The organism is Paraburkholderia franconis (assembly GCF_009362735.1).
GTDB classification, from domain to species: Bacteria; Pseudomonadota; Gammaproteobacteria; order Burkholderiales; family Burkholderiaceae; genus Paraburkholderia; species Paraburkholderia franconis.
Window position 1 is genome coordinate 290,001 of the sequence record NZ_WHNP01000003.1, and the last position, 18,758, is coordinate 308,758.

Consider the following 18,758-nt stretch of genomic DNA (forward strand, 5'->3'; position numbering starts at 1 on the left):
TTGAACATGACGAACGACATCGCCAGCGTGACGCTGCCCGACGGCGAGCGCATTCCCAAGCTGGGGCAGGGCACGTGGGAGATGGGCGAGCATCCGTCGCGCCGCAAAGCCGAGATCGAGGCGCTGCGTGGCGGCATCGAACTGGGCATGACGTTGATCGATACGGCTGAAATGTACGGCGAAGGCGCGACGGAATCGCTACTCGGCGAGGCGTTGCACGGTCTGCGCGACGATGTGTTTCTCGTCAGCAAGGTCTATCCGCACAACGCGAGCAAACGCGGCGTGCAGCATGCGTGCGAGCAGTCGTTGAAGCGACTGAAGACGGATCGCATCGATCTGTATCTGCTGCACTGGCGCGGATCGGTGCCGCTCGAGGAGACGGTCGCCGGCTTCGAAGCGCTGCGCCGCGACGGCAAGATACGTCATTGGGGCGTGAGCAACTTCGACGTCGACGATATGGAAGAGCTCGTCGCCGTTCCTCATGGCGATGCGTGCGCGACCAATCAGATTCTCTACAACGTCGCGCGGCGCGGGGCGGAGTTCGATCTGTTCCCCTGGCTCGTGGAGCGCAAGATGCCCGCGATGGCGTATAGCCCCGTCGATCACGCTCGGCTGCCGAAGCGCTCGCCGCTCGACGATATCGCCGATGCGCACAATGTCTCCGTGATTCAGGTCGCGCTCGCGTGGGTGCTGCGGCAGCCGGACGTGCTCGCGATTCCGAAGTCCGGGCGCATCGAGCATGTGCGCGACAACGCTCGCGCGCTCGAGCTTCGTCTTTCTGCCGATGACCTCGCTGCTATCGATGCGCACTTTCGTCCGCCGGGAAGCAAGCGGCCGCTCGAGATGCTTTGAGCGTGAAATGCGTTGGTTTTATGTGAGTTGGGTCGGGTGATCTGCGGGGCTTCGTGCGTCTGCGTCTCGCGTTTGATGTTCGAGTTGGGTCACGGCCCAGGCGGTGACGTTCGCTCGGGGGATTGGAACGTCACCGCCAATGCTTGCCAGGAAGCGTCTACGCATTATGTGTGATTGTTGTCTTGGGTGAACGGCGCGTGGCGCCGCCCGTTGGACCTTAGTGTCCGTTGCCACCGCCGTGACCGCCGCCTGACCCTGAGCCGCCACCGTAGCCACCACCTTTACCGAAACCACCCGCGCCAAAGCCGCCTCCAAAGCCGCCGCCGACACCTCCACTGCCGAAGCCGCCGCCCGGGCCACTCGGGCCGCCATGGCCGCCGCCACAACCGCAGCCGCCATTGCTACCACCGCCACCATTCCCACCACTGCCACCGTTACCGCCGCCGCCGTTACCACCGCCGTTCCCACCACCGCCGTTCCCACCACCGCCACCGTTACCGCCGCCGCCGTTGCCACCGCCGCCGTTGCCACCGCCACCACCATTACCGCCACCGCTTCCACCACCGCCACCGCCACCGCTTCCACCACCATTCCCACTTCCGTGGCCCGAGCCACCCGCGCCACCCGACCCACCGAAACCACCACTGCCTGAATTCCCACTCGGACCTGCCGCAGCTCCGCCGCCAGAGCTGCCGCCGCCACTACCACTACCGCCCGAAGAAGCCCCAGCCGCACCCGAAGCACCGGCCGCACCCGCGCCGCCGCTGCCGCGCCCGCCATTGGCCGAGCAGTTGCCGGGGTTGCCACTACAAGTCTTGAGCAGAAAGACGGACGCCGCGTCGTCGGCTGCCGTCGTCGTGATGGACTGCGCGCCTGTCGAATCCGCATCATTCTGAGCGAGCTGAGTCGCAGCCGACGCTCCGCTTGCCATGAGCGGCGCATCGGCTGTGACGATCCACCTCGGAATCACTTCGTCGGTGGATGCGGCCTGAACGAACTGGGCCGCCATCAAAGTCCCCGCGCCTACCGCGAAGGCTGCCGTACCGTTTATTGTCTTGTAGTAGTACGTAGCAAGTTTGTTCGTATTCATCGCACCTCTCCCGAGGAAACGACGCCCCCGCAAGCCGTCATCCCTTTATGCTGCTTTTTGCTTTTGTCCCGTTTGCTCTGTCGAGCCACGCGTGGGCCGGAAGTCCGCGGCGTTCATCAGATGCGAGACCGGCTGTCCTCTGCGTCGTTGCGTCGTTCGTGTACCGGCGCAAGGCGGCATGCCCGAGGATTTGTCGATCTCGCCGCAACCCCATGCGTGACTGTCGTTTAGCGATAAACATGCCATTGCGCGCGCACGCCCGCCGCGTATGGCACTGATGTGACAGCCCGATTGCTCGCGCGTCGGAACGGATGAAAAACGTTTCGGACATGAAACGCAGGCCGCAAATCGCGCGGCTTTTCGTTTCAGCGATGTCGATGAGCGCTGCGTCAGCGATGTTGATGAGCGGTGTCGGCGATGCTCGATGAGCGCGGTCGAACAGCCGTTTCAGTCGCGGCGTTGAAGGACACGCAACTCGTCGACGGGAATGTGGCAACGGATGCGATGTCCGTCGCCGGCATCGGTGAAGGGCGGGTCCTGCTGCTCGCAGATTGCGCCGAGCTTGCGCGGACAGCGCGTATGAAAGACGCAGCCCGACGGCGGCGAAGCGGCGCTCGGCAATTCGCCCGACAGGCGGATGCGCTGCGTGCGACTGTTGTCGCGTGCTTCGTCCGGCTCGCCGGCGTGCCCATCGAGCGTCGGCACGGAAGAAAGCAGCGCTTCCGTATAAGGATGATGCGGACCGCCGAACACGGCGTCGGCGGGCCCGATTTCGAGCAGCCGGCCAACGTACAGCACCGCGATGCGATCCGACAGATACCGCACGACATGCAGATCGTGCGAGATGAACACATAGCTCACGCCGCGATCGTGCTGCAGATCGGCGAGCAGATTGAGGATCGCGGCCTGCACGGACACGTCGAGCGCGGAGGTTGGCTCGTCGCACACGACGATGCGCGGATCGCCCGCAAACGCGCGCGCAATCGCGACGCGCTGCTTCAATCCGCCCGACAGTTGCCGCGTGCGCGAAGTCAGATAGCGGTCGGGCAGCCTCACGGCTTGCGTCAGCGACGCGAGCCTTTCGTCGCGCGCGGGCCCATGCAGCGAGGACAGGCGCGACAGCGCGCGGCCGATCAATCGCTTGACGGAATGCGCGCGATTGAGCGCGGAGTCCGGATTCTGGAAGACGATCTGCAGCGACTTCACCTGATCGTCGTTGCGATTCGTGACGCGCGGCGGCAGGCGCGCGCCGTCGAGTTCGATGACGCTGCCCGCGTCGGGCGAAATAAGGCCGAGCAGCAGCTTCGCGAGCGTCGTCTTGCCGCTGCCCGATTCGCCGACGAGGCCGAGCGTCTCTCCCTTCGCGAGTTCGAGCGATACGTCGTCGACAGCGCGCAGCGTCGCGCCCGGAACGTGAAAAGTCTTCGACACGTTTTCCGCGCGCAGAACGGGCGAATGATCGAGCGCGTTGCGTGCGTTATCGGACACATCGCTGGGCGCATCTCCGGACGCATGTAAGGCCGTCACGCGCGGCAGTTCGATCGCGCGTTCGTGATAGTGGCAGCGCGACATCTGATCGCCGTGCTGCGACCGCACGCGATAAGGCGGCGGCGCTTCATGACGGCAGCGGTCGTCGGCGAGACGGCAGCGCTCCGCGTAGATGCAGCCCTGCGTGACGGAGCCTGGCTGCGGCAGGCTGCCCGCGATCGTATCGAGCCGGTCGGTGTCCTTGCTGCGGCCCGAAGTGGGCAGACAGCGCAACAGGCCTACGGTGTACGGATGACGCGGCCGCGCGAACACATCCTGCGTCGCGCCTTCTTCGACGAGCTTGCCCGCATACAGTACGCCGACGCGCTCGCACATCCGGCCGATCACCGCGAGGTTGTGGCTGATGAAGAGTACGGCCGTGCCGAGCTCTTCGCGCAGTTGCGCGACGAGGTCGAGCACTTCGGCTTCGACGGTGGCGTCGAGTCCTGTCGTCGGTTCGTCGAGAATCAGCAGCGCGGGTTGCGACGCGAGCGCCATCGCGATCACAACGCGCTGCTGCATGCCGCCCGACAGCTGATGCGGATAACTGTCCATCACGCGCTCGGGCTCGGCGATGCGCACCTTGCGCAGCATCTCCGCAGTCCGTGTGAGCGCTTCATCGTAGGTCGCACCGGACGCTTCGAACGCTTCCGACACCTGGCGCGCAACCGTCAGCGAAGGATTCAGCGCGCGGGACGGGTCCTGATAGACCATCGAGATCGCGTTCGCGCGCATCTCGCGCAGCGCGACGGCGTCGAGCGAATGCACCTCCTTGCCCGCAATCGAAATGCGGCCCGCCTTCACGCGGCCATTGCGCGGCAGATAGCGCAGCGTCGCCATCGCGACCGTCGACTTGCCGCAGCCCGATTCGCCGACGAGCCCGTACGACTCGCCGCGCCTGATTCGAAACGATACGTCCTGCAGCACTTCGCGCTCGCGTCCGCGCGCGCGGTACGTGACGGTGAGTCCGACGATCGTGAGCGCGTCCGACTGTTCGCTCTTCGACACATCGAACGCGGGAAACGAGGCGGGAGGTGAGGGAGGCGGCCCGTTCATCCGTCGACGGCTCCTTGCACGGCATCCGCGATCAGATTCACGCCGACCACGAGCGAAGCGATGGCCGCCGCATCGAACACGACCGTCCACCATGCGCCGCCCGCCATCAGCGTGTACGACTCGGAGAGCGCGAGGCCCCAGTCGGCGGAAGGCGGCTGGATGCCGAAGCCGAGAAACGACAGCGTCGCGACCGCGAAGATCGCGTAGCCGAGGCGCACCGTCGCCTCGACGATGATGGGCGGCAGCACGTTCGGCAAAATCTCCGCGAACATGATGTAGAGCGCGTTCTCGCCGCGCAGCTGCGCGGCCGCCACGTAGTCGAGATGCCGTTCGGCGAACACGGCGGCGCGCACCGTGCGTGAGGTGATCGGCGCGAACGTAATGCCGATCACGAGAATCACTGTTGCGTTCGATGCGCCGACGGCCGCCAGCGCGAGCAGCGCGACGATCACGAGCGGCAGCGCGAGCACGGCATCGATCGCGCGTCCGATTACGTTGTCGACCCAGCCGTCGAAGTAGCCGACCACGAGACCGAGCGCGGTGCCCGCGAGCGTGCCGAGCAGCGTCGCGAGCGGGGCGATCGTCAGGATGTCGCGCGCGCCGACGATCACGCGCGAGAGCACGTCGCGGCCGAGCTGATCCGTGCCGAACCAGTGCCCGTGCGCGGGCGGCGCGAGCGAGTTCAGCGGATCGGATGCGTACGGATCGAGCGGCGCGATCCAGGGGCCGGCAATCGCGCACACGATCCACCACAGCACGATGACGGCGCCGACGATGAACGTCGGCGAGCGCAGCAACACGCGCAGCGTGTCGTAGCGGCGCTCGCGTGAGCGCGGCGCAGGTGCTTGCAGCGGCGTCTGCGGGGGTGTTTCAGGTGGCGTAACAGGGGAGGTGGGCGTCGTGCTCATTCGGCGCTCCTCACGCGCAGGCGCGGATTGAGCAACACGTACAGCGCATCGGCGATGAGATTCGCGGCCGTATACACGACGCCGATCGTCAGCACGCCTGCTTCGAGCATCGGAAAGTCCTTGGCCTTCGCCGCGTTGTAGATCAGCGAGCCGATGCCCTGGTAGTGGAACAGCGTCTCCACGACGACGAGCCCGCCGATCATGTAGCCAAGCTGCGTCGCGGCGACGGTGATGGTCGGCAGCAGCGCGTTGCGCAGCACGTGTCGCCAGATCACGATGTGCGGCGGCAGCCCCTTGAGGATCGCGGTGCGCGTGTAGTCGGCGTCGAGCGCTTCGACGGTGCCCGCGCGCGCCATCCGCGCGATATAGCCGAAGAACACGAACACGAGCGGCAGCACGGGCAGGATCAGATGCTTCAGTTGCGTGAAGATGCCCGCATTGGCCGGATACGATGCCTCGATGGGCAGCCATTGCAGCCACACGCCGAACACGAGTATCAGCACGATCGACGACACGAACTCCGGCACGACCGTCGCCGACAAGCCGGCGATGCTGATCGTGCGGTCGAGCCAGCGTCCCGCGTGCATCGCGGCCCACACGCCGCCCGCGATGCCGAGCGGCACGACCACGATGAACGCGAGAAAGCCGAGCTTCGCGGAATTCGCCAGCGCGCTGCCGACGAACGGCGCAACGGGCTCGCGAAACGCGTACGACATGCCCATGTCGCCGTGCACGAAGTGTGTGATCCATTGCGTGTATTGCGTGAGAAGCGGCCGGTCCGCGCCCAGCTGATGATTGAGCGCGGCGACGGCGCGCGCATCGGCGAGCGGGCCGAGCAGCGCGCGGCCGATGTCGCCGGGCAGCAATTGCCCGCCCGCGAACACGATGATCGACAGGAGCCACAGCGTGATCAGCGACAAGCCGATGCGCGTCGCGACGAAACGCGCGACACGCGCCGTACTGCCACCCGAGCTGCGAGCGATGGAAGAGGGGACCGTGCTCGACATCGATATCTCTTGCTCGCGGTGTCGCGCGGGGTCAGGCCGCGAGCGTCGCGCGATCGAAATACAACTGCGCGATCGCGGTGAAGCGCACGCCGTTCAACTGCTTGCGCGCGGCGATCAGCTGATCGTAGAAGAACGGAAAGATCACGGGCGTTTCGTCGAGCAGCAATGTCTGGATCTGCCCGGACACTTTCTTTTGGGACGCGAGATCGAGTGCCGCGACGTAGTCGGCGACCAGCTTGTCGTACTGCGGGTTCTTGAAATGCGCGGCGTTCCAGGTGCCTGTGCTCGTCAGCGGCGCATTGAGGAAGACGTTCGGCACGCCGCGGCTGCCGTAATCGGTGATGCCCAACGGCGAGTCGAGCCAGTCAGACTTGCCCGGCGTGCCCGAGCCGTAATACTGCGACTGGCCCTCGACCTTCAGATTGATGCGTATGCCGATGGCCTTCGCGTAGTTCTGCACGACGACGGCGAGGTCGGGAATCTCCATGAATTTCTCGGTCGTGAGCGTCACGTCGAAACCGTTCGGCACGCCCGCCTGCGCGAGCAACTGCTTCGCCTTGGCGACGTCGATCTTGCGCTGCGGCACGCCCGCAGCCGACGACGGAAACGCAGGCGCGAACGGGCTGTCGTTGCCGACCTGCGCGCGGCCCTTGAAGAGTCCCTTCACGATCACATCGCGATCGAGCGACAGCGCGAGTGCCTGGCGTACGCGCTTGTCCTTGAACTGCGGGCTGTCGACGCGCATGTGAATTTGCCGGTGCGCGCTCGACTTCACGCCGATCACCTTGAACTCGGGATTGTTCATCAGGCCCTGGCCGCCCTGCACGGTGAACGTGCCCATCACGTCGGCCTGATGGCCTTGCAGCGCGAGTATCTGTGCCTGCTGGTCGGCGTAGAAGGTGAACTGCACGCGCTGCGGCAACGCCTTTTCGCCCCAGTAGTCGGGATTGCGCACGAACGTCGCGCCCACTTTCGCCTGATACTTCTCGAGCTTGAACGGACCGGTGCCGATGAAGCTCTTCTCGTATCCGCCCGTGTAGCTCGCGGGCAGGATCACTGCGTTGTAGTTGTCCGACGAAACGTAGTACGGGAAATTGCCGTTGGGCGCGTCGAGATGGAACGCGACGGTGTGATCGTCGACGACCTTCGTCCCGCCCTTCGACAGCACGCCCTTCAGCACCGACAGCGCGGCCGAGCCGGCGGCGGGATCGGCGAGACGGTCGAAGGTCGCGGCGACGTCCTTCGCGGTGAACGGCTGGCCGTCGTGAAACTTGACGTTGTCGCGCAGCTTGAAGGTCCACACGTCGCCCTTGTCGTTCGGCTTCCACGACAACGCGAGCGCGGGCTTGAGCACCTGCTTTTCGCCGTCGTCGTCGATCAGGAATTCACCCGTCTGATTCAGCAGACAGAGGCTGGCGGCATCGGTGACAGTCATCGGATCGACGGCGCCCGCGGGCGTCAGGTGCGCGACGCGGATCGTTCCGTTCGCGCTCGCCGCGCCTTGCGCGCGGGCGCCACGCGGCGCAAGCAGGCCGCCGCCCACGAGCGACATGCCGATCACGCTCGCGTATCGCAGCAGCTCGCGCCGCGTGAGACGGCCGGCCAGCCATTCGTCGATCGCATGATTGCCGTAGGCGTCGGCGCTGCTGCGTGTCGCCTCGACGTCAAAAGCGGCTTCTGAAAGAGGCGCAAAACGCGGGTCCGCGGAATTCTTCATCGATGGTTAGTCCGATCCGTTCTGTTGGGACGCCACGCGTTTTGCACGCGGCGCTGCGGGTTGACGCAAGCGGTACTGCGGCGACGATGCGGGTTCAGTGTAAGCGATTGCCTTTGTGTTGGGAGCATTCGCGTCCGCCAGGGGTTCCCTTCATACGAATCGGCGATGAACATGTGTCGCGCACACAACGCCGTGGCGCTCGTGCGGGCGCTCGACGGCGTTGCGGCGGCTGATCCGGCGTTCGGGCGGCGCGTGGTGTTTATGAAGCGCTTATGAGGTGCTCGTGGCGCGCTCGTGGGGCGCTCGTGGGGCTTGGCGCGGCTCGGCGCATACGACAGCGCTAGCGGCCGAGCGGCGCCGGCCTGCGCCAGCGATCAAACAGGATCGAGCCGATCCAGCACAGCATGAACACGCTGACGATCCCATAGCCCAGCGTGCCGAAGCTCGCGTTGACGGCGGCCACCGCGTCCCATGCGCCGCCGTCGAGGCCCAGTTTGTCCGCCAGCACGCCAAGTGCCTCGATGCCGCCGATCGCGATGGCGACGACAGCGGACACGAACGTGATGCTCGCGTTGTAGTAGAGCTTGCGTCTCGGATCGTCCATCGCCCAGCCGTACGCGTGGACCATCAGCACGTTGTCGGTCGAATCGACGAGCGTCATGCCCGCCGTGAAGAGCGCGGGAAACACGAGGATCGAGTAGAGCGGCAGACCTTTCCCCGCTTCCGCAGCGGCGATCGCGAGCAGGCCGATTTCCGTCGCCGTATCGAAGCCGAGGCCGAACAGCACGCCGACGGGGTACATGTGCCAGCTTTTCGTCACGAGGCGGAAAAGCGGCTTCAGCGCGCGCGACAGCAGACCGGCGGGCGCGCCGCGCTCGGCGTCTTCGTGCGACAGTTGCCCGCCGCGTTGCACGTGACAGTAGCGGCGCCACACGTCACGCAGAATCGCGAGATTGACGCCTGCGAGCACGAGCAGAAAGCCCGACGAGACGATCGTCCCAATGGTCCCGCCGATCGCGTGAAATGCTTCGAAGCGCTCATGCAGTGTCAGCGCCGTCAACGCGATGCCGACTGTCGCCGCGATCACGATGCTCGAATGTCCGAGCGAGAACGCGAGCCCGACGCCGAGCGGACGTTTGCCTTCCTGCATCAGCTTGCGCGTGACGGCGTCGATGGCGGCGATGTGGTCCGCGTCGACTGCATGCCGCAGTCCGAAGCCATACGCGAGCAGCGCTGTGCCGAGCAGCAGCGGATAGTGGCGAAACGCGATCAGCGCACACGCCCAGGCGGCGACGTTTGCGCCGATCAGTCCGGCGTACAACGTGACGAGGCGAGGTCGCAGCGAAGAGGGCGGCGTCATGCGGGCGTGGTGTCGGGCGTTGTACCAGGTTGCGCGGGATGTCAGTGATCGTGCGGATGCTTGTGAATCGGATCGACCCAGTAGACGGTCTCGGGTTTTTCGACGGCATCGATGTTCAGGTTCACGACGACGGCTTCGTTGTCGCTGCGCACGAGCACACATTCGAGCGGATCGTCGGTGCTCGCGTTGATCTCCTGATGCGGCACGTACGGCGGCACGAAGATGAAGTCTCCGGGGCCTGCTTCCGCGGTGAATTCCAGATGCTCGCCCCAGCGCATCCGCGCGTGGCCGCGCACCACGTAGATGACGCTCTCGAGGGCGCCGTGATGATGCGCGCCTGTCTTCGCATTCGGATGAATCGTCACGGTGCCCGCCCACAGCTTCTGCGCGCCGACGCGGGCCGCGTTGATCGCGGCGGCGCGGTTCATGCCGGGCGTTTGCGCCGTGTTCGTGTCGAGCTGGTCGCCCTTGATGACCTTCACGCCGTGCTCGCGCCAGTCGATCGGGGCCTGTGGCGCTTGCCGATGTTCGTCGCTCATGTGTCGTCTCCTTGCTCGGGCAGCGTTGTGCGCGTTCGTTTGCTCTCGCGCTCGCCGCCCCATGCGTACAACGATGTGATTGCCGATGTGATTGCGCTACGAGTCGGGTCATTCTGGCATGGCCAAAAACTTCGCGTACGAAGCTGCGCCTGAACGGGAGCGCGAGCAAAAAAAGCCCGTCCTCGCGGAACGGGCTTTCATGCTCGGCGCGGAAAACGCCTACTTTCCCTTCGAATTGATGATCGCCTCTGACACGTTGTTCGGCGTCTCGGCGTAATGCTTGAACTCCATCGTGTACGTCGCGCGGCCTTGCGTCAGCGAGCGCAGCGACGTCGAATAGCCGAACATCTCGGCAAGCGGCACTTCGGCGCGCACCAGCTTGCCGCCGCCTCCCGCGATGTCCTCCATGCCCTGCACGATGCCGCGGCGGCCCGACAGGTCGCCCATCACGTTGCCCATGAAGTCCTCGGGCGTTTCCACTTCGACGGCCATCATCGGTTCGAGCAGCACCGGCTTCGCGCGGCGCATGCCTTCCTTGAACGCCATCGAGCCGGCCATGCGGAACGCGTTTTCGTTCGAGTCGACGTCGTGGTACGAGCCGAACGTGAGCGTGACCTTCACGTCGACGACGGGATAACCTGCTAGCACGCCCGCCTTCAGCGTTTCCTGGATGCCCTTGTCGACGGCGGGAATGAATTCGCGCGGAATCACGCCGCCCTTGATCGCGTCGATGAACTCGTAGCCCTTGCCCGGATCGGGTTCGACCGTGATCACCGCGTGACCGTACTGGCCGCGTCCGCCCGACTGCTTGACGAACTTGCCTTCGACGTTCTCGATCTTCGTGCGCACCGTCTCGCGGTACGCGACCTGCGGCTTGCCGACCGTCGCCTCGACGCCGAACTCGCGCTTCATCCGGTCGACGAGAATTTCCAGGTGCAGCTCGCCCATGCCGGAGATGATGGTCTGGCCGGATTCTTCGTCGGTGGTGACGCGGAACGACGGGTCTTCCTGCGCGAGACGGTTGAGCGCGATGCCCATCTTCTCCTGGTCGGCCTTGGTCTTCGGCTCGACGGCCTGCGAGATCACCGGGTCGGGGAAGATCATCCGCTCGAGGATGATGATGTTGTTCGGGTCGCACAGCGTGTCGCCCGTGGTCGCTTCCTTCAGGCCGACAGCGGCCGCGATGTCGCCCGCGCGCACCTCCTTGATTTCCTTGCGCTCGTTCGCGTGCATCTGAAGAATCCGGCCGAGGCGTTCCTTCTTTTCCTTCACCGGGTTGTAGACGGTGTCGCCCGATTCGACCACGCCCGAGTACACGCGGAAGAAGATCAGCTGGCCGACGAACGGGTCCGTCATGATCTTGAACGCGAGCGCGGAGAACGGCTCGTCATCGCTCGGATGACGCTCCGCTTCCTTGTCGTCTTCGGTGTGGCCGAGGATCGCGGGCACGTCGACGGGCGAGGGCAGATAGTCGATCACGGCATCGAGCATCGCCTGCACGCCCTTGTTCTTGAACGCACTGCCGCAGAGCATCGGCACGATCTCGTTGGCGATCGTGCGCTTGCGCAGGCCCGTCTTGATCTCATCTTCCGTCAGGCTCTCATGATCGGTCAGATACTTTTCGAGCAGCTCTTCGCTCGATTCCGCAGCCGCCTCGACCATCTTTTCGCGCCACTCGTGCGCGAGATCCTTCAGGTTGTCGGGAATCTCTTCGTACGTGAACTTGATGCCCTGGCTCTCGTCGTCCCAGACGATCGCCTTCATCTTCACCAGGTCGACGACGCCCTGGAAGTGGTCTTCCGCGCCGATCGGAATCTGGATGGGCACGGCAACGCCCTTCAGGCGCTCGCCGATCTGCCGCTGCACGCGGAAGAAATCCGCGCCGACGCGGTCCATCTTGTTGACGAACGCGATGCGCGGCACCTTGTACTTGTTCGCCTGGCGCCACACGGTTTCGGACTGCGGCTGCACGCCGCCGACGGAGTCGTACACCATGCACGCGCCGTCGAGCACGCGCATCGAGCGTTCGACTTCGATCGTGAAGTCGACGTGTCCCGGCGTGTCGATGATGTTGATCCGGTGCTCCGGATAATTGCCGGCCATGCCTTTCCAGAACGCCGTCGTGGCCGCCGACGTGATCGTGATGCCGCGCTCCTGCTCCTGTTCCATCCAGTCCATCGTCGCCGCACCGTCGTGAACCTCGCCGATCTTGTGAGTCACGCCGGTGTAGAAAAGAATGCGTTCGGTGGTGGTGGTCTTGCCGGCATCGATGTGAGCACTGATACCGATGTTCCGGTATCGCTCGATAGGAGTCTTGCGGGGCACGTGAACCTCCATGAGTTGGCGCGCCGGTGAATGGCGCCGGGCTTTCCGCTCAGATTGACTGCGCGGCCCGGCCGATCTCGGTGCTGCGGGTGAGACTATAAGAATAGCGTGTCGCCCTGGCTTTTGCAGGAATCCTGCCAGCACGCGCGCAACGCGGCGCCCGCTTTGCGTTGCAATGCGGCGGACGCAAAAAAGCCGGCGCGCCCCGAGGCTGCGCCGGCTTGTGTTCGTTCAGGCCGTTGGCGGTTTCCGGCTCGCGCTGTGCGCCCGCTTATTGCGGCGCCGGCAGCCCCTGCATCATCATCCCGGGCTTGATGCCCTTCGACGTGAACCAGCCCTTGCTCATTTCCAGTGCATACACGCCGTTGTTTTTCGGGCAATGGTTGTTGGTGGTTTCGGCCTGCATCTCGTCGATGTCGGTGATCGTGCCGTCGGCGCGCATGAATGCGATCGACAGCGGGATCAACGTGTTCTTCATCCAGAAGCAATGCACGGCGTTCTCGCCGAACACGAAGAGCATGCCTTCGTTCGGCGCGAGTTGCGTACGGTACATGAGGCCCTGCTCGCGGTCGGCATCGTTCGCGGCAACGGCGGCGTCGATGACGAACATGCCCGCCGAGAGTTTCGCGCGCGGGAAATCGCCCGGCTGTTTCGCGCCCTGAGGCATCTGCTGTGCAAGGACGTCCTGTGAGGACAACGTTGCCAGCGACACAGCGGACAATGCGGCGACAGGCAGTGCAACTGCAATTGCGAAGCGCGCCATCAACGAGCGCAAAGAAAATCGCACGACGTGACTCCTTGCTGAATATGAACCGCGAATGTTACGCGAGCGCGTCAAAAACAAAAAGGCAGAGGGCCTTGCGGCCATCTGCCCTTTCAACGCCGTAAGAACGGCAATGAAGCTAGTTCTTGACTGCGTTATTGCAACAAACTTATTCCGAAGCTGCCGAAGCTGCGGCTGCCGGAGCTGCCTTCTTGTGCGACTTCTTGTGCGATACCTTCTTGTGCGACGACTTGTGAGCCGACGAAGCTGCTGCTGCCGGAGCTGCCGAAGCTGCTTCCGGTGCCGAAGCTTGTGCGAATGCTGCCGTTGCGAAGAGACCAGCGACCAGAGCGGCGATCAGTTTGTTCATTTTGTGAATCCTCGACTTTAGTTAAAGTAACCAAATGACCCGGTTAGGTTGAGTCATGTCGTTAAACGTGCCGTCCACCTTTCGGTTGACATCCGCATCGAAGAAATTTTTCTCAGCGGCTGCTAGCGTTCGGACACCCAGTACAGGTCGTGAAGCGGCTTGTATCAAGGCTCTTGAGGCTCAATGCCGGACAGCTTTAGCGGCATCTGCGTCGAATAACGCGTGACGTTGCGGCACGGTTGACGAAAATCTTCTGGAATTTTTTTTGAGTGCGACGCGCAGACTTTCGAATGCTTTTGTGAGGCTCTATCGCACGCTTTTCAAATAGCGAAAAGTACAGAAAATGCATGCCGATACAACGGCTTAGTGCTCCCGATGACGAGGCTTTCGGAGGTATGGCGGTTGCTACGCGAGGCCATCCCACGGTGCGCGCGAAGACAACTCGATGCACTCGCCTGGCTGCAATCCGAGCGAAAAGATATCGAGCGCGCCGACACCGACGCGCACGAGACGCAGCGTCGGAAAACCGACGGCGGCCGTCATGCGGCGCACCTGACGGTTCTTGCCTTCGGTGATCGACAGTTCGATCCACGTTGTGGGAATCGCTGCGCGATAGCGGATCGGCGGCGTACGTGCCCATAGCGCATCGCCGGGCTCGACGAAATTCGCGCGGCAGGGACGCGTCACATAGTCGCCGAGATCGACACCGCGCGCGAGCGCCTTCAGATCGTTCGCACCGGGCGCGCCTTCGACTTGCGCCCAATAGCGCTTCACCAGCTTGTGGCGCGGCTCGGCGATGCGCGCCTGCAATGCGCCGTCGTCGGTGAGCAGCAGCAGGCCTTCGCTGTCGGAGTCGAGTCGGCCGGCGGGATAGACGCCGGGCACTTTCACCCAGTCGGCAAGCGACGCGCGCGTTTCGTGCGGCGAGAACTGGCAGATCGTGCCGAAGGGCTTGTTGAGGGCGAGCAGGGTCATGCGTGAGCGAGGCACGGTGCGGACGCGGCGTCCGTGCGGCCGCAGCAACGCGATCGCCGCGCGCCGACGGCCAGTACGGGCAAGTCCGGTGGCAAATGGCGAGATCTTAATGCATAATACGGAACGTTATGTCATGTGTCTTATATAAGACATAGGACGCGTGTCTCCTCTGGCGCCACCGAGGCCGCCGCGGCGTGCGTCGGTGCTCGTCCCAAGGGCGGCGTCACGTCGACGTGGGCTAGAATACCCGCCTGCCTGTCTGCTGCATCATGGCCTGCTGCATGGGCCTAGGTTTGCAGTATCGGGTATCGGCATTCGCAGCGGCATCTTGCCGCGTCGCGCGCAAGAGGAGCGCCCCGGTTTCGCAGTTCCAACCCTGTTCTCACAGACCAGCCATCACTGGAGTCCGATCATGGCGTATCAGCACATCAAGGTTCCGACTGACGGTGACAAGATCACAGTCAACGCGGATTTCTCGCTCAACGTTTCCGACCAGCCGATCATTCCGTACATCGAAGGTGACGGCACCGGCTTCGACATCACGCCCGTGATGATCAAGGTCGTCGATGCGGCCGTTGAAAAGGCGTACGGCGGCAAGCGAAAGATCCACTGGATGGAGATCTACGCGGGCGAAAAGGCGACCAAGGTCTACGGTCCCGATGTGTGGCTTCCGGACGAAACGCTGGAGGTGCTGAAGGAATACGTCGTGTCGATCAAGGGGCCGCTGACGACGCCCGTCGGCGGCGGCATCCGTTCGCTGAACGTCGCGCTGCGCCAGGAACTCGACCTGTATGTCTGTCTGCGCCCGATCCAGTACTTCAAGGGCGTGCCGTCGCCGCTGCGCGAGCCGGAGAAGGTCAACATGGTGATCTTCCGCGAGAACTCGGAAGACATCTACGCGGGTATCGAATGGTCGGCCGAATCGCCGGAGGCGAAGAAGGTCATCAAGTTCCTGCGCGAAGAAATGGGCGTGAAGAAAATCCGCTTCCCCGACACGTCGGGTATCGGCGTGAAGCCGGTGTCGCGCGAGGGCACGGAACGTCTGGTGCGCAAGGCGATCCAGTACGCGATCGACAACGATCGCCGCACGGTCACGCTGGTTCACAAGGGCAACATCATGAAGTACACGGAAGGCGCATTCCGTGACTATGGCTACGCGCTCGCGCAGAAGGAATTCGGCGCGGAGCTGATCGAAGGCGGCCCGTGGATGAAGGTGAAGAATCCGAAGACGGGCAACGACATCGTCGTGAAGGACGTGATCGCCGATGCGTTCCTGCAGCAAATCCTGTTGCGTCCCGCCGAATACGACGTGATCGCCACGCTGAACCTGAACGGCGACTACATCTCCGATGCGCTGGCGGCGCAGGTCGGCGGCATCGGCATCGCGCCGGGCGCGAACATGTCCGATTCCGTCGCGATGTTCGAAGCGACGCACGGCACGGCGCCGAAGTACGCGGGCAAGGACTATGTGAATCCGGGCTCGGAAATCCTCTCGGCGGAAATGATGCTGCGCCACCTGGGCTGGACGGAAGCGGCCGATGTCATCATTTCGTCGATGGAAAAATCGATTCTGTCGAAACGCGTTACGTATGACTTCGCGCGTCTGATGGAGGGCGCGACGCAAGTTTCCTGCTCGGGTTTTGGGCAGGTGATGATCGAGCATATGTGATCGCGTCTTAACGCTTCGGTATCCTGCACGGACCCCGGCAAGCTCACGCTTGCCGGGGTTTTTCGTTTGGGCTTCCGTCATCAACGCATCGGCCTGCTGCGTTATGATCCAGTGATCCGCTTTGTCATCGGACATCGCGTTCCCTTACCCGTCGATAGATACGCATGACTCTGCTTTCGCGCATCCTCATCGTGTTGACGCTCGCCCTGCTCGGCATGCAGGGCGCGTCCGCGTGCGAGCATGAGCACGCGTCGCCGTCGCCGCGAGCGATGCGCATGCATGAGTCGATGCGCGTCGTTGCAATGCATTGCGATGCTTCGATGGACACGCTAGACACGCGCGATGCCGGCGCGCCGTGCCGCCACGCGCATTCGCTGTGCTGCATGACGATGTGCGGCGTGCACTGCAGCGCGATGCTGTCGGGTGCCGGCGTTCCCGCGCGCATATCGTCGGCGAACGTGCCGGTTCCTCGCAGCGACCCGGCGCGCGCAGGTGTCACGCGTGCGCCGCCTGTGCGGCCGCCGATCGTGTGAGTGTTTCGTGTCGGCGCGCTTTTTCGTGGCGCGCAAAAACGCAACTCGATGCGTGAGCGCACGCGCGCTCGCAACTCGTCACACGATCCATGCGCGCAGCGAGCAATCTGATTGCCGCGCCGCATCAGCAAGGAAGCGATCCATGATTCGCAGGGAATTTCTCGTCCGCACGTTGAGCGCCGCCGTTGCTTCGCTGTTCGCGCGCGACGTTTTCGCGCAGCACTCGATGCACAACATGTCCGGCATGGGCGATATGAAAGACATGCCGGGCATGTCGCCGGATCACGCGACGCATTCTCACGCCGCTCCGTCCGCTGGGAATCTCGCGCCCGAATCCGCGCTGCCCGCGGGCGCGCCACTTGCCGCATTCCGCAAGCTCGCGAACGAGAGCAGCGAGCCGGGCGTCTTTCGCGCGACGCTCGTCGCGCAGCCCGTGCACCGCCATTTGATGCCGGGCCATTCGACCGCGCTGTGGCTTTACGGCGATGCCGCGCAAGGATCGATCGTCGGTCCGCTGATCGACGTGCGCGAAGGCGACACCATCGAAATCCGCTTCGTCAACCGTTTGCCGCAGCCGTCGACGATCCACTGGCACGGGCTGCCCGTACCGCCCGATCAGGACGGCAATCCGACGAACCCCGTCGCGCCTGGCGCGACGCACGTTTATCGCTTCACGCTGCCGCGCGGCAGCGCGGGCACGTACTGGTATCACCCGCATCCGCACATGATGACGGCGGAGCAGGTGTTTCGCGGGCTGGCCGGGCCGATCATCGTGCGCGCCGCCGACGATCCCCTCGCCGCATTTCCGGAACGGCATCTGTTCTTCTCGGACCTGAAGCTCGCGAGCGACGCGTCCATCGCGTCGAACGACATGATGGACTGGATGAACGGCCGCGAAGGCCAGTTCGTTCTGGTGAACGGCGCGCGGCGTCCGCGTCTCACCGTTGCGCAGGACGAGCGCTGGCGCTTGTGGAACGGATGCAGTGCCCGCTATCTGGGATTGTCGCTGGGCAGCGCACAGACTTTCACGCAGGTCGGCACGGACGGCGGTCTGCTCGACAAGCCGCGCGACGGTCTGCCGGAGTTGCTGCTCGCGCCCGGCGAGCGCGCGGAGATTGTCGTGCGCGCAGGTGCGCAGCCGTCGACGGCGGTTCTCACCGCGGCCGTCTATGACCGCCGCAAGATGACGATGACAGAAGGCCACAGCCTGCCCGCCGATCCGGCGAAAGTTCTCGCCGATGTCCGCTTCGAACCAGGCACATCGGCCGCGCGCGCCCTGCCGCCGACGCTGCGTCCCATCGCGCCGCTGTTGTCGTCGGCTGACGGCGCAGTCGACAAAGTGCCGCACAAATCCGTCGTCTTCGCCGAAGCGATGGACATGAAGGCGATGCATCGTCCCGGCGCGATGATGTCCGCGCTGCCGCCCGGCATGAAGTTCATGATCAACGGCGCGACATTCGATCCTTCGCGCATCGCGCTAACCAGCCGGGCGGGCGAAGTCGAAGTCTGGTCGATCGAAAACCGCACTGACATGGATCATCCGTTTCACCTGCACGGCACGCAGTTTCAGGTCATCGAGCGCGAGCAAGCGGGTGCGAAGACACCCGAGCCGTATCTCGCATGGCGGGATACCGTCAACGTGCAGCGCGGAGAGACGGTGCGCATCGCGACGGTCCAGCGCGACGCAGGCGAGCGGATGTTCCACTGCCACATTCTGGAGCACGAGGATCTCGGCATGATGGCGACCCTCAAGGTCGTCTGATTGCGGCCGTAGATACCGATAGCGGCGCGAACTGCGGCAGAAACGAAAAAACCCGGCGTGACGCCGGGTTTTCAAGGGTGCGGAACCGAACGTATCAGGCTGCGGCCTGAATGTTCGATGCCTGCTTGCCCTTCGGGCCTTGAACGACCTCGAAGCTGACCTTCTGGCCTTCCTTGAGGGTCTTGAAACCGTTCATCTGGATAGCCGAAAAGTGTGCAAACAGATCCTCACCGCCTTCGTCGGGCGTAATGAATCCGAAACCCTTCGCGTCGTTGAACCACTTGACCGTACCAGTTGCCATACCA

16 protein-coding genes are annotated in these 18,758 nt (G+C 64.1%); 4 read left to right on the forward strand and 12 right to left on the reverse strand.

Annotated features, from left to right (window positions below):
• Positions 1-6: 6 nt before the first annotated feature.
• The gene (locus GCT13_RS04770) at positions 7-852 is read left to right on the forward strand and encodes an aldo/keto reductase (protein WP_152755592.1); all 846 of its coding nucleotides are present in this window, start codon (positions 7-9) and stop codon (positions 850-852) included.
• Between the two features lie 217 nt (positions 853-1,069).
• On the opposite strand, the gene GCT13_RS48145 is transcribed toward GCT13_RS04770, so the two are convergent.
• The 11 genes from GCT13_RS48145 to GCT13_RS04825 all read right to left on the reverse strand — a co-directional run bounded on the left by GCT13_RS48145 (position 1,070) and on the right by GCT13_RS04825 (position 14,489).
• Positions 1,070-1,942 carry a hypothetical protein gene (locus GCT13_RS48145; protein ID WP_193727576.1) on the reverse strand — a complete coding sequence of 291 codons (873 nt, stop codon included), beginning with the start codon at positions 1,940-1,942 and terminating at the stop codon, positions 1,070-1,072.
• A gap of 447 nt (positions 1,943-2,389) precedes the next feature.
• Positions 2,390-4,525 carry an ABC transporter ATP-binding protein gene (locus GCT13_RS04780; RefSeq protein ID WP_152755593.1) on the reverse strand — a complete coding sequence of 712 codons (2,136 nt, stop codon included), beginning with the start codon at positions 4,523-4,525 and terminating at the stop codon, positions 2,390-2,392.
• Positions 4,522-5,433, reverse strand: coding sequence for an ABC transporter permease (locus GCT13_RS04785; protein ID WP_152755594.1), 912 nt, complete (start codon positions 5,431-5,433; stop codon positions 4,522-4,524). Before GCT13_RS04785 ends, GCT13_RS04780 begins: the two co-directional genes overlap by 4 nt.
• A complete protein-coding gene (locus GCT13_RS04790) occupies positions 5,430-6,440 on the reverse strand; it encodes an ABC transporter permease (protein WP_152755595.1) in 1,011 nt (336 codons plus the stop codon). Before GCT13_RS04790 ends, GCT13_RS04785 begins: the two co-directional genes overlap by 4 nt.
• Positions 6,441-6,471: 31 nt before the next feature.
• Positions 6,472-8,157, reverse strand: coding sequence for an ABC transporter substrate-binding protein (locus GCT13_RS04795; protein WP_152755596.1), 1,686 nt, complete (start codon positions 8,155-8,157; stop codon positions 6,472-6,474).
• A 340-nt stretch (positions 8,158-8,497) separates the two neighbouring features.
• Positions 8,498-9,517, reverse strand: coding sequence for a HoxN/HupN/NixA family nickel/cobalt transporter (locus GCT13_RS04800; RefSeq protein WP_152755597.1), 1,020 nt, complete (start codon positions 9,515-9,517; stop codon positions 8,498-8,500).
• Between the two features lie 41 nt (positions 9,518-9,558).
• Positions 9,559-10,056 carry a cupin domain-containing protein gene (locus GCT13_RS04805; RefSeq protein ID WP_152755598.1) on the reverse strand — a complete coding sequence of 166 codons (498 nt, stop codon included), beginning with the start codon at positions 10,054-10,056 and terminating at the stop codon, positions 9,559-9,561.
• 219 nt (positions 10,057-10,275) lie between these two features.
• Complete coding sequence (gene fusA, locus GCT13_RS04810; RefSeq protein ID WP_321574188.1) at positions 10,276-12,381, reverse strand: elongation factor G; 2,106 nt, start codon at positions 12,379-12,381, stop codon at positions 10,276-10,278.
• 271 nt (positions 12,382-12,652) lie between these two features.
• Positions 12,653-13,168: a DUF192 domain-containing protein gene (locus tag GCT13_RS04815; protein ID WP_321574189.1), complete on the reverse strand. Its 516-nt coding sequence runs from the start codon at positions 13,166-13,168 to the stop codon at positions 12,653-12,655.
• A 145-nt stretch (positions 13,169-13,313) separates the two neighbouring features.
• The gene (locus tag GCT13_RS04820; RefSeq protein WP_090865699.1) at positions 13,314-13,514 is read right to left on the reverse strand and encodes a hypothetical protein; all 201 of its coding nucleotides are present in this window, start codon (positions 13,512-13,514) and stop codon (positions 13,314-13,316) included.
• A gap of 405 nt (positions 13,515-13,919) precedes the next feature.
• Entirely contained in the window at positions 13,920-14,489 is a 570-nt protein-coding gene (locus tag GCT13_RS04825) for a pseudouridine synthase (RefSeq protein ID WP_152755600.1), read from the reverse strand.
• Between the two features lie 412 nt (positions 14,490-14,901).
• On the opposite strand from GCT13_RS04825, the gene icd reads away from it, so the two are divergent.
• From icd to GCT13_RS04840, 3 genes are all read left to right on the forward strand, one after another.
• Complete coding sequence (icd, locus tag GCT13_RS04830; RefSeq protein ID WP_152755601.1) at positions 14,902-16,158, forward strand: NADP-dependent isocitrate dehydrogenase; 1,257 nt, start codon at positions 14,902-14,904, stop codon at positions 16,156-16,158.
• A 164-nt stretch (positions 16,159-16,322) separates the two neighbouring features.
• Positions 16,323-16,691, forward strand: a complete 369-nt coding sequence (locus GCT13_RS04835) for a hypothetical protein (protein WP_152755602.1) — start codon at positions 16,323-16,325, stop codon at positions 16,689-16,691.
• 142 nt (positions 16,692-16,833) lie between these two features.
• A complete protein-coding gene (locus GCT13_RS04840) occupies positions 16,834-18,453 on the forward strand; it encodes a multicopper oxidase family protein (protein ID WP_152755603.1) in 1,620 nt (539 codons plus the stop codon).
• Positions 18,454-18,547: 94 nt separating this feature from the next.
• On the opposite strand, the gene cspD is transcribed toward GCT13_RS04840, so the two are convergent.
• Positions 18,548-18,754: a cold shock domain-containing protein CspD gene (gene cspD, locus GCT13_RS04845; RefSeq protein ID WP_017776809.1), complete on the reverse strand. Its 207-nt coding sequence runs from the start codon at positions 18,752-18,754 to the stop codon at positions 18,548-18,550.
• Positions 18,755-18,758: the final 4 nt, after the last annotated feature.

Coding starts and splice junctions, on each gene's coding strand:
- GCT13_RS04790 (WP_152755595.1), bottom strand. CDS start 6,440: ATGTCGAGCACGGTCCCCTCTTCCATCGCTCGCAGCTCGGGTGGCAGT.
- GCT13_RS04780 (WP_152755593.1), bottom strand. CDS start 4,525: ATGAACGGGCCGCCTCCCTCACCTCCCGCCTCGTTTCCCGCGTTCGAT.
- GCT13_RS04835 (WP_152755602.1), top strand. CDS start 16,323: ATGACTCTGCTTTCGCGCATCCTCATCGTGTTGACGCTCGCCCTGCTC.
- GCT13_RS48145 (WP_193727576.1), bottom strand. CDS start 1,942: ATGAATACGAACAAACTTGCTACGTACTACTACAAGACAATAAACGGT.
- GCT13_RS04800 (WP_152755597.1), bottom strand. CDS start 9,517: ATGACGCCGCCCTCTTCGCTGCGACCTCGCCTCGTCACGTTGTACGCC.
- GCT13_RS04770 (WP_152755592.1), top strand. CDS start 7: ATGACGAACGACATCGCCAGCGTGACGCTGCCCGACGGCGAGCGCATT.
- GCT13_RS04785 (WP_152755594.1), bottom strand. CDS start 5,433: ATGAGCACGACGCCCACCTCCCCTGTTACGCCACCTGAAACACCCCCG.
- GCT13_RS04825 (WP_152755600.1), bottom strand. CDS start 14,489: ATGACCCTGCTCGCCCTCAACAAGCCCTTCGGCACGATCTGCCAGTTC.
- GCT13_RS04820 (WP_090865699.1), bottom strand. CDS start 13,514: ATGAACAAACTGATCGCCGCTCTGGTCGCTGGTCTCTTCGCAACGGCA.
- icd (WP_152755601.1), top strand. CDS start 14,902: ATGGCGTATCAGCACATCAAGGTTCCGACTGACGGTGACAAGATCACA.
- GCT13_RS04795 (WP_152755596.1), bottom strand. CDS start 8,157: ATGAAGAATTCCGCGGACCCGCGTTTTGCGCCTCTTTCAGAAGCCGCT.
- GCT13_RS04840 (WP_152755603.1), top strand. CDS start 16,834: ATGATTCGCAGGGAATTTCTCGTCCGCACGTTGAGCGCCGCCGTTGCT.
- GCT13_RS04805 (WP_152755598.1), bottom strand. CDS start 10,056: ATGAGCGACGAACATCGGCAAGCGCCACAGGCCCCGATCGACTGGCGC.
- cspD (WP_017776809.1), bottom strand. CDS start 18,754: ATGGCAACTGGTACGGTCAAGTGGTTCAACGACGCGAAGGGTTTCGGA.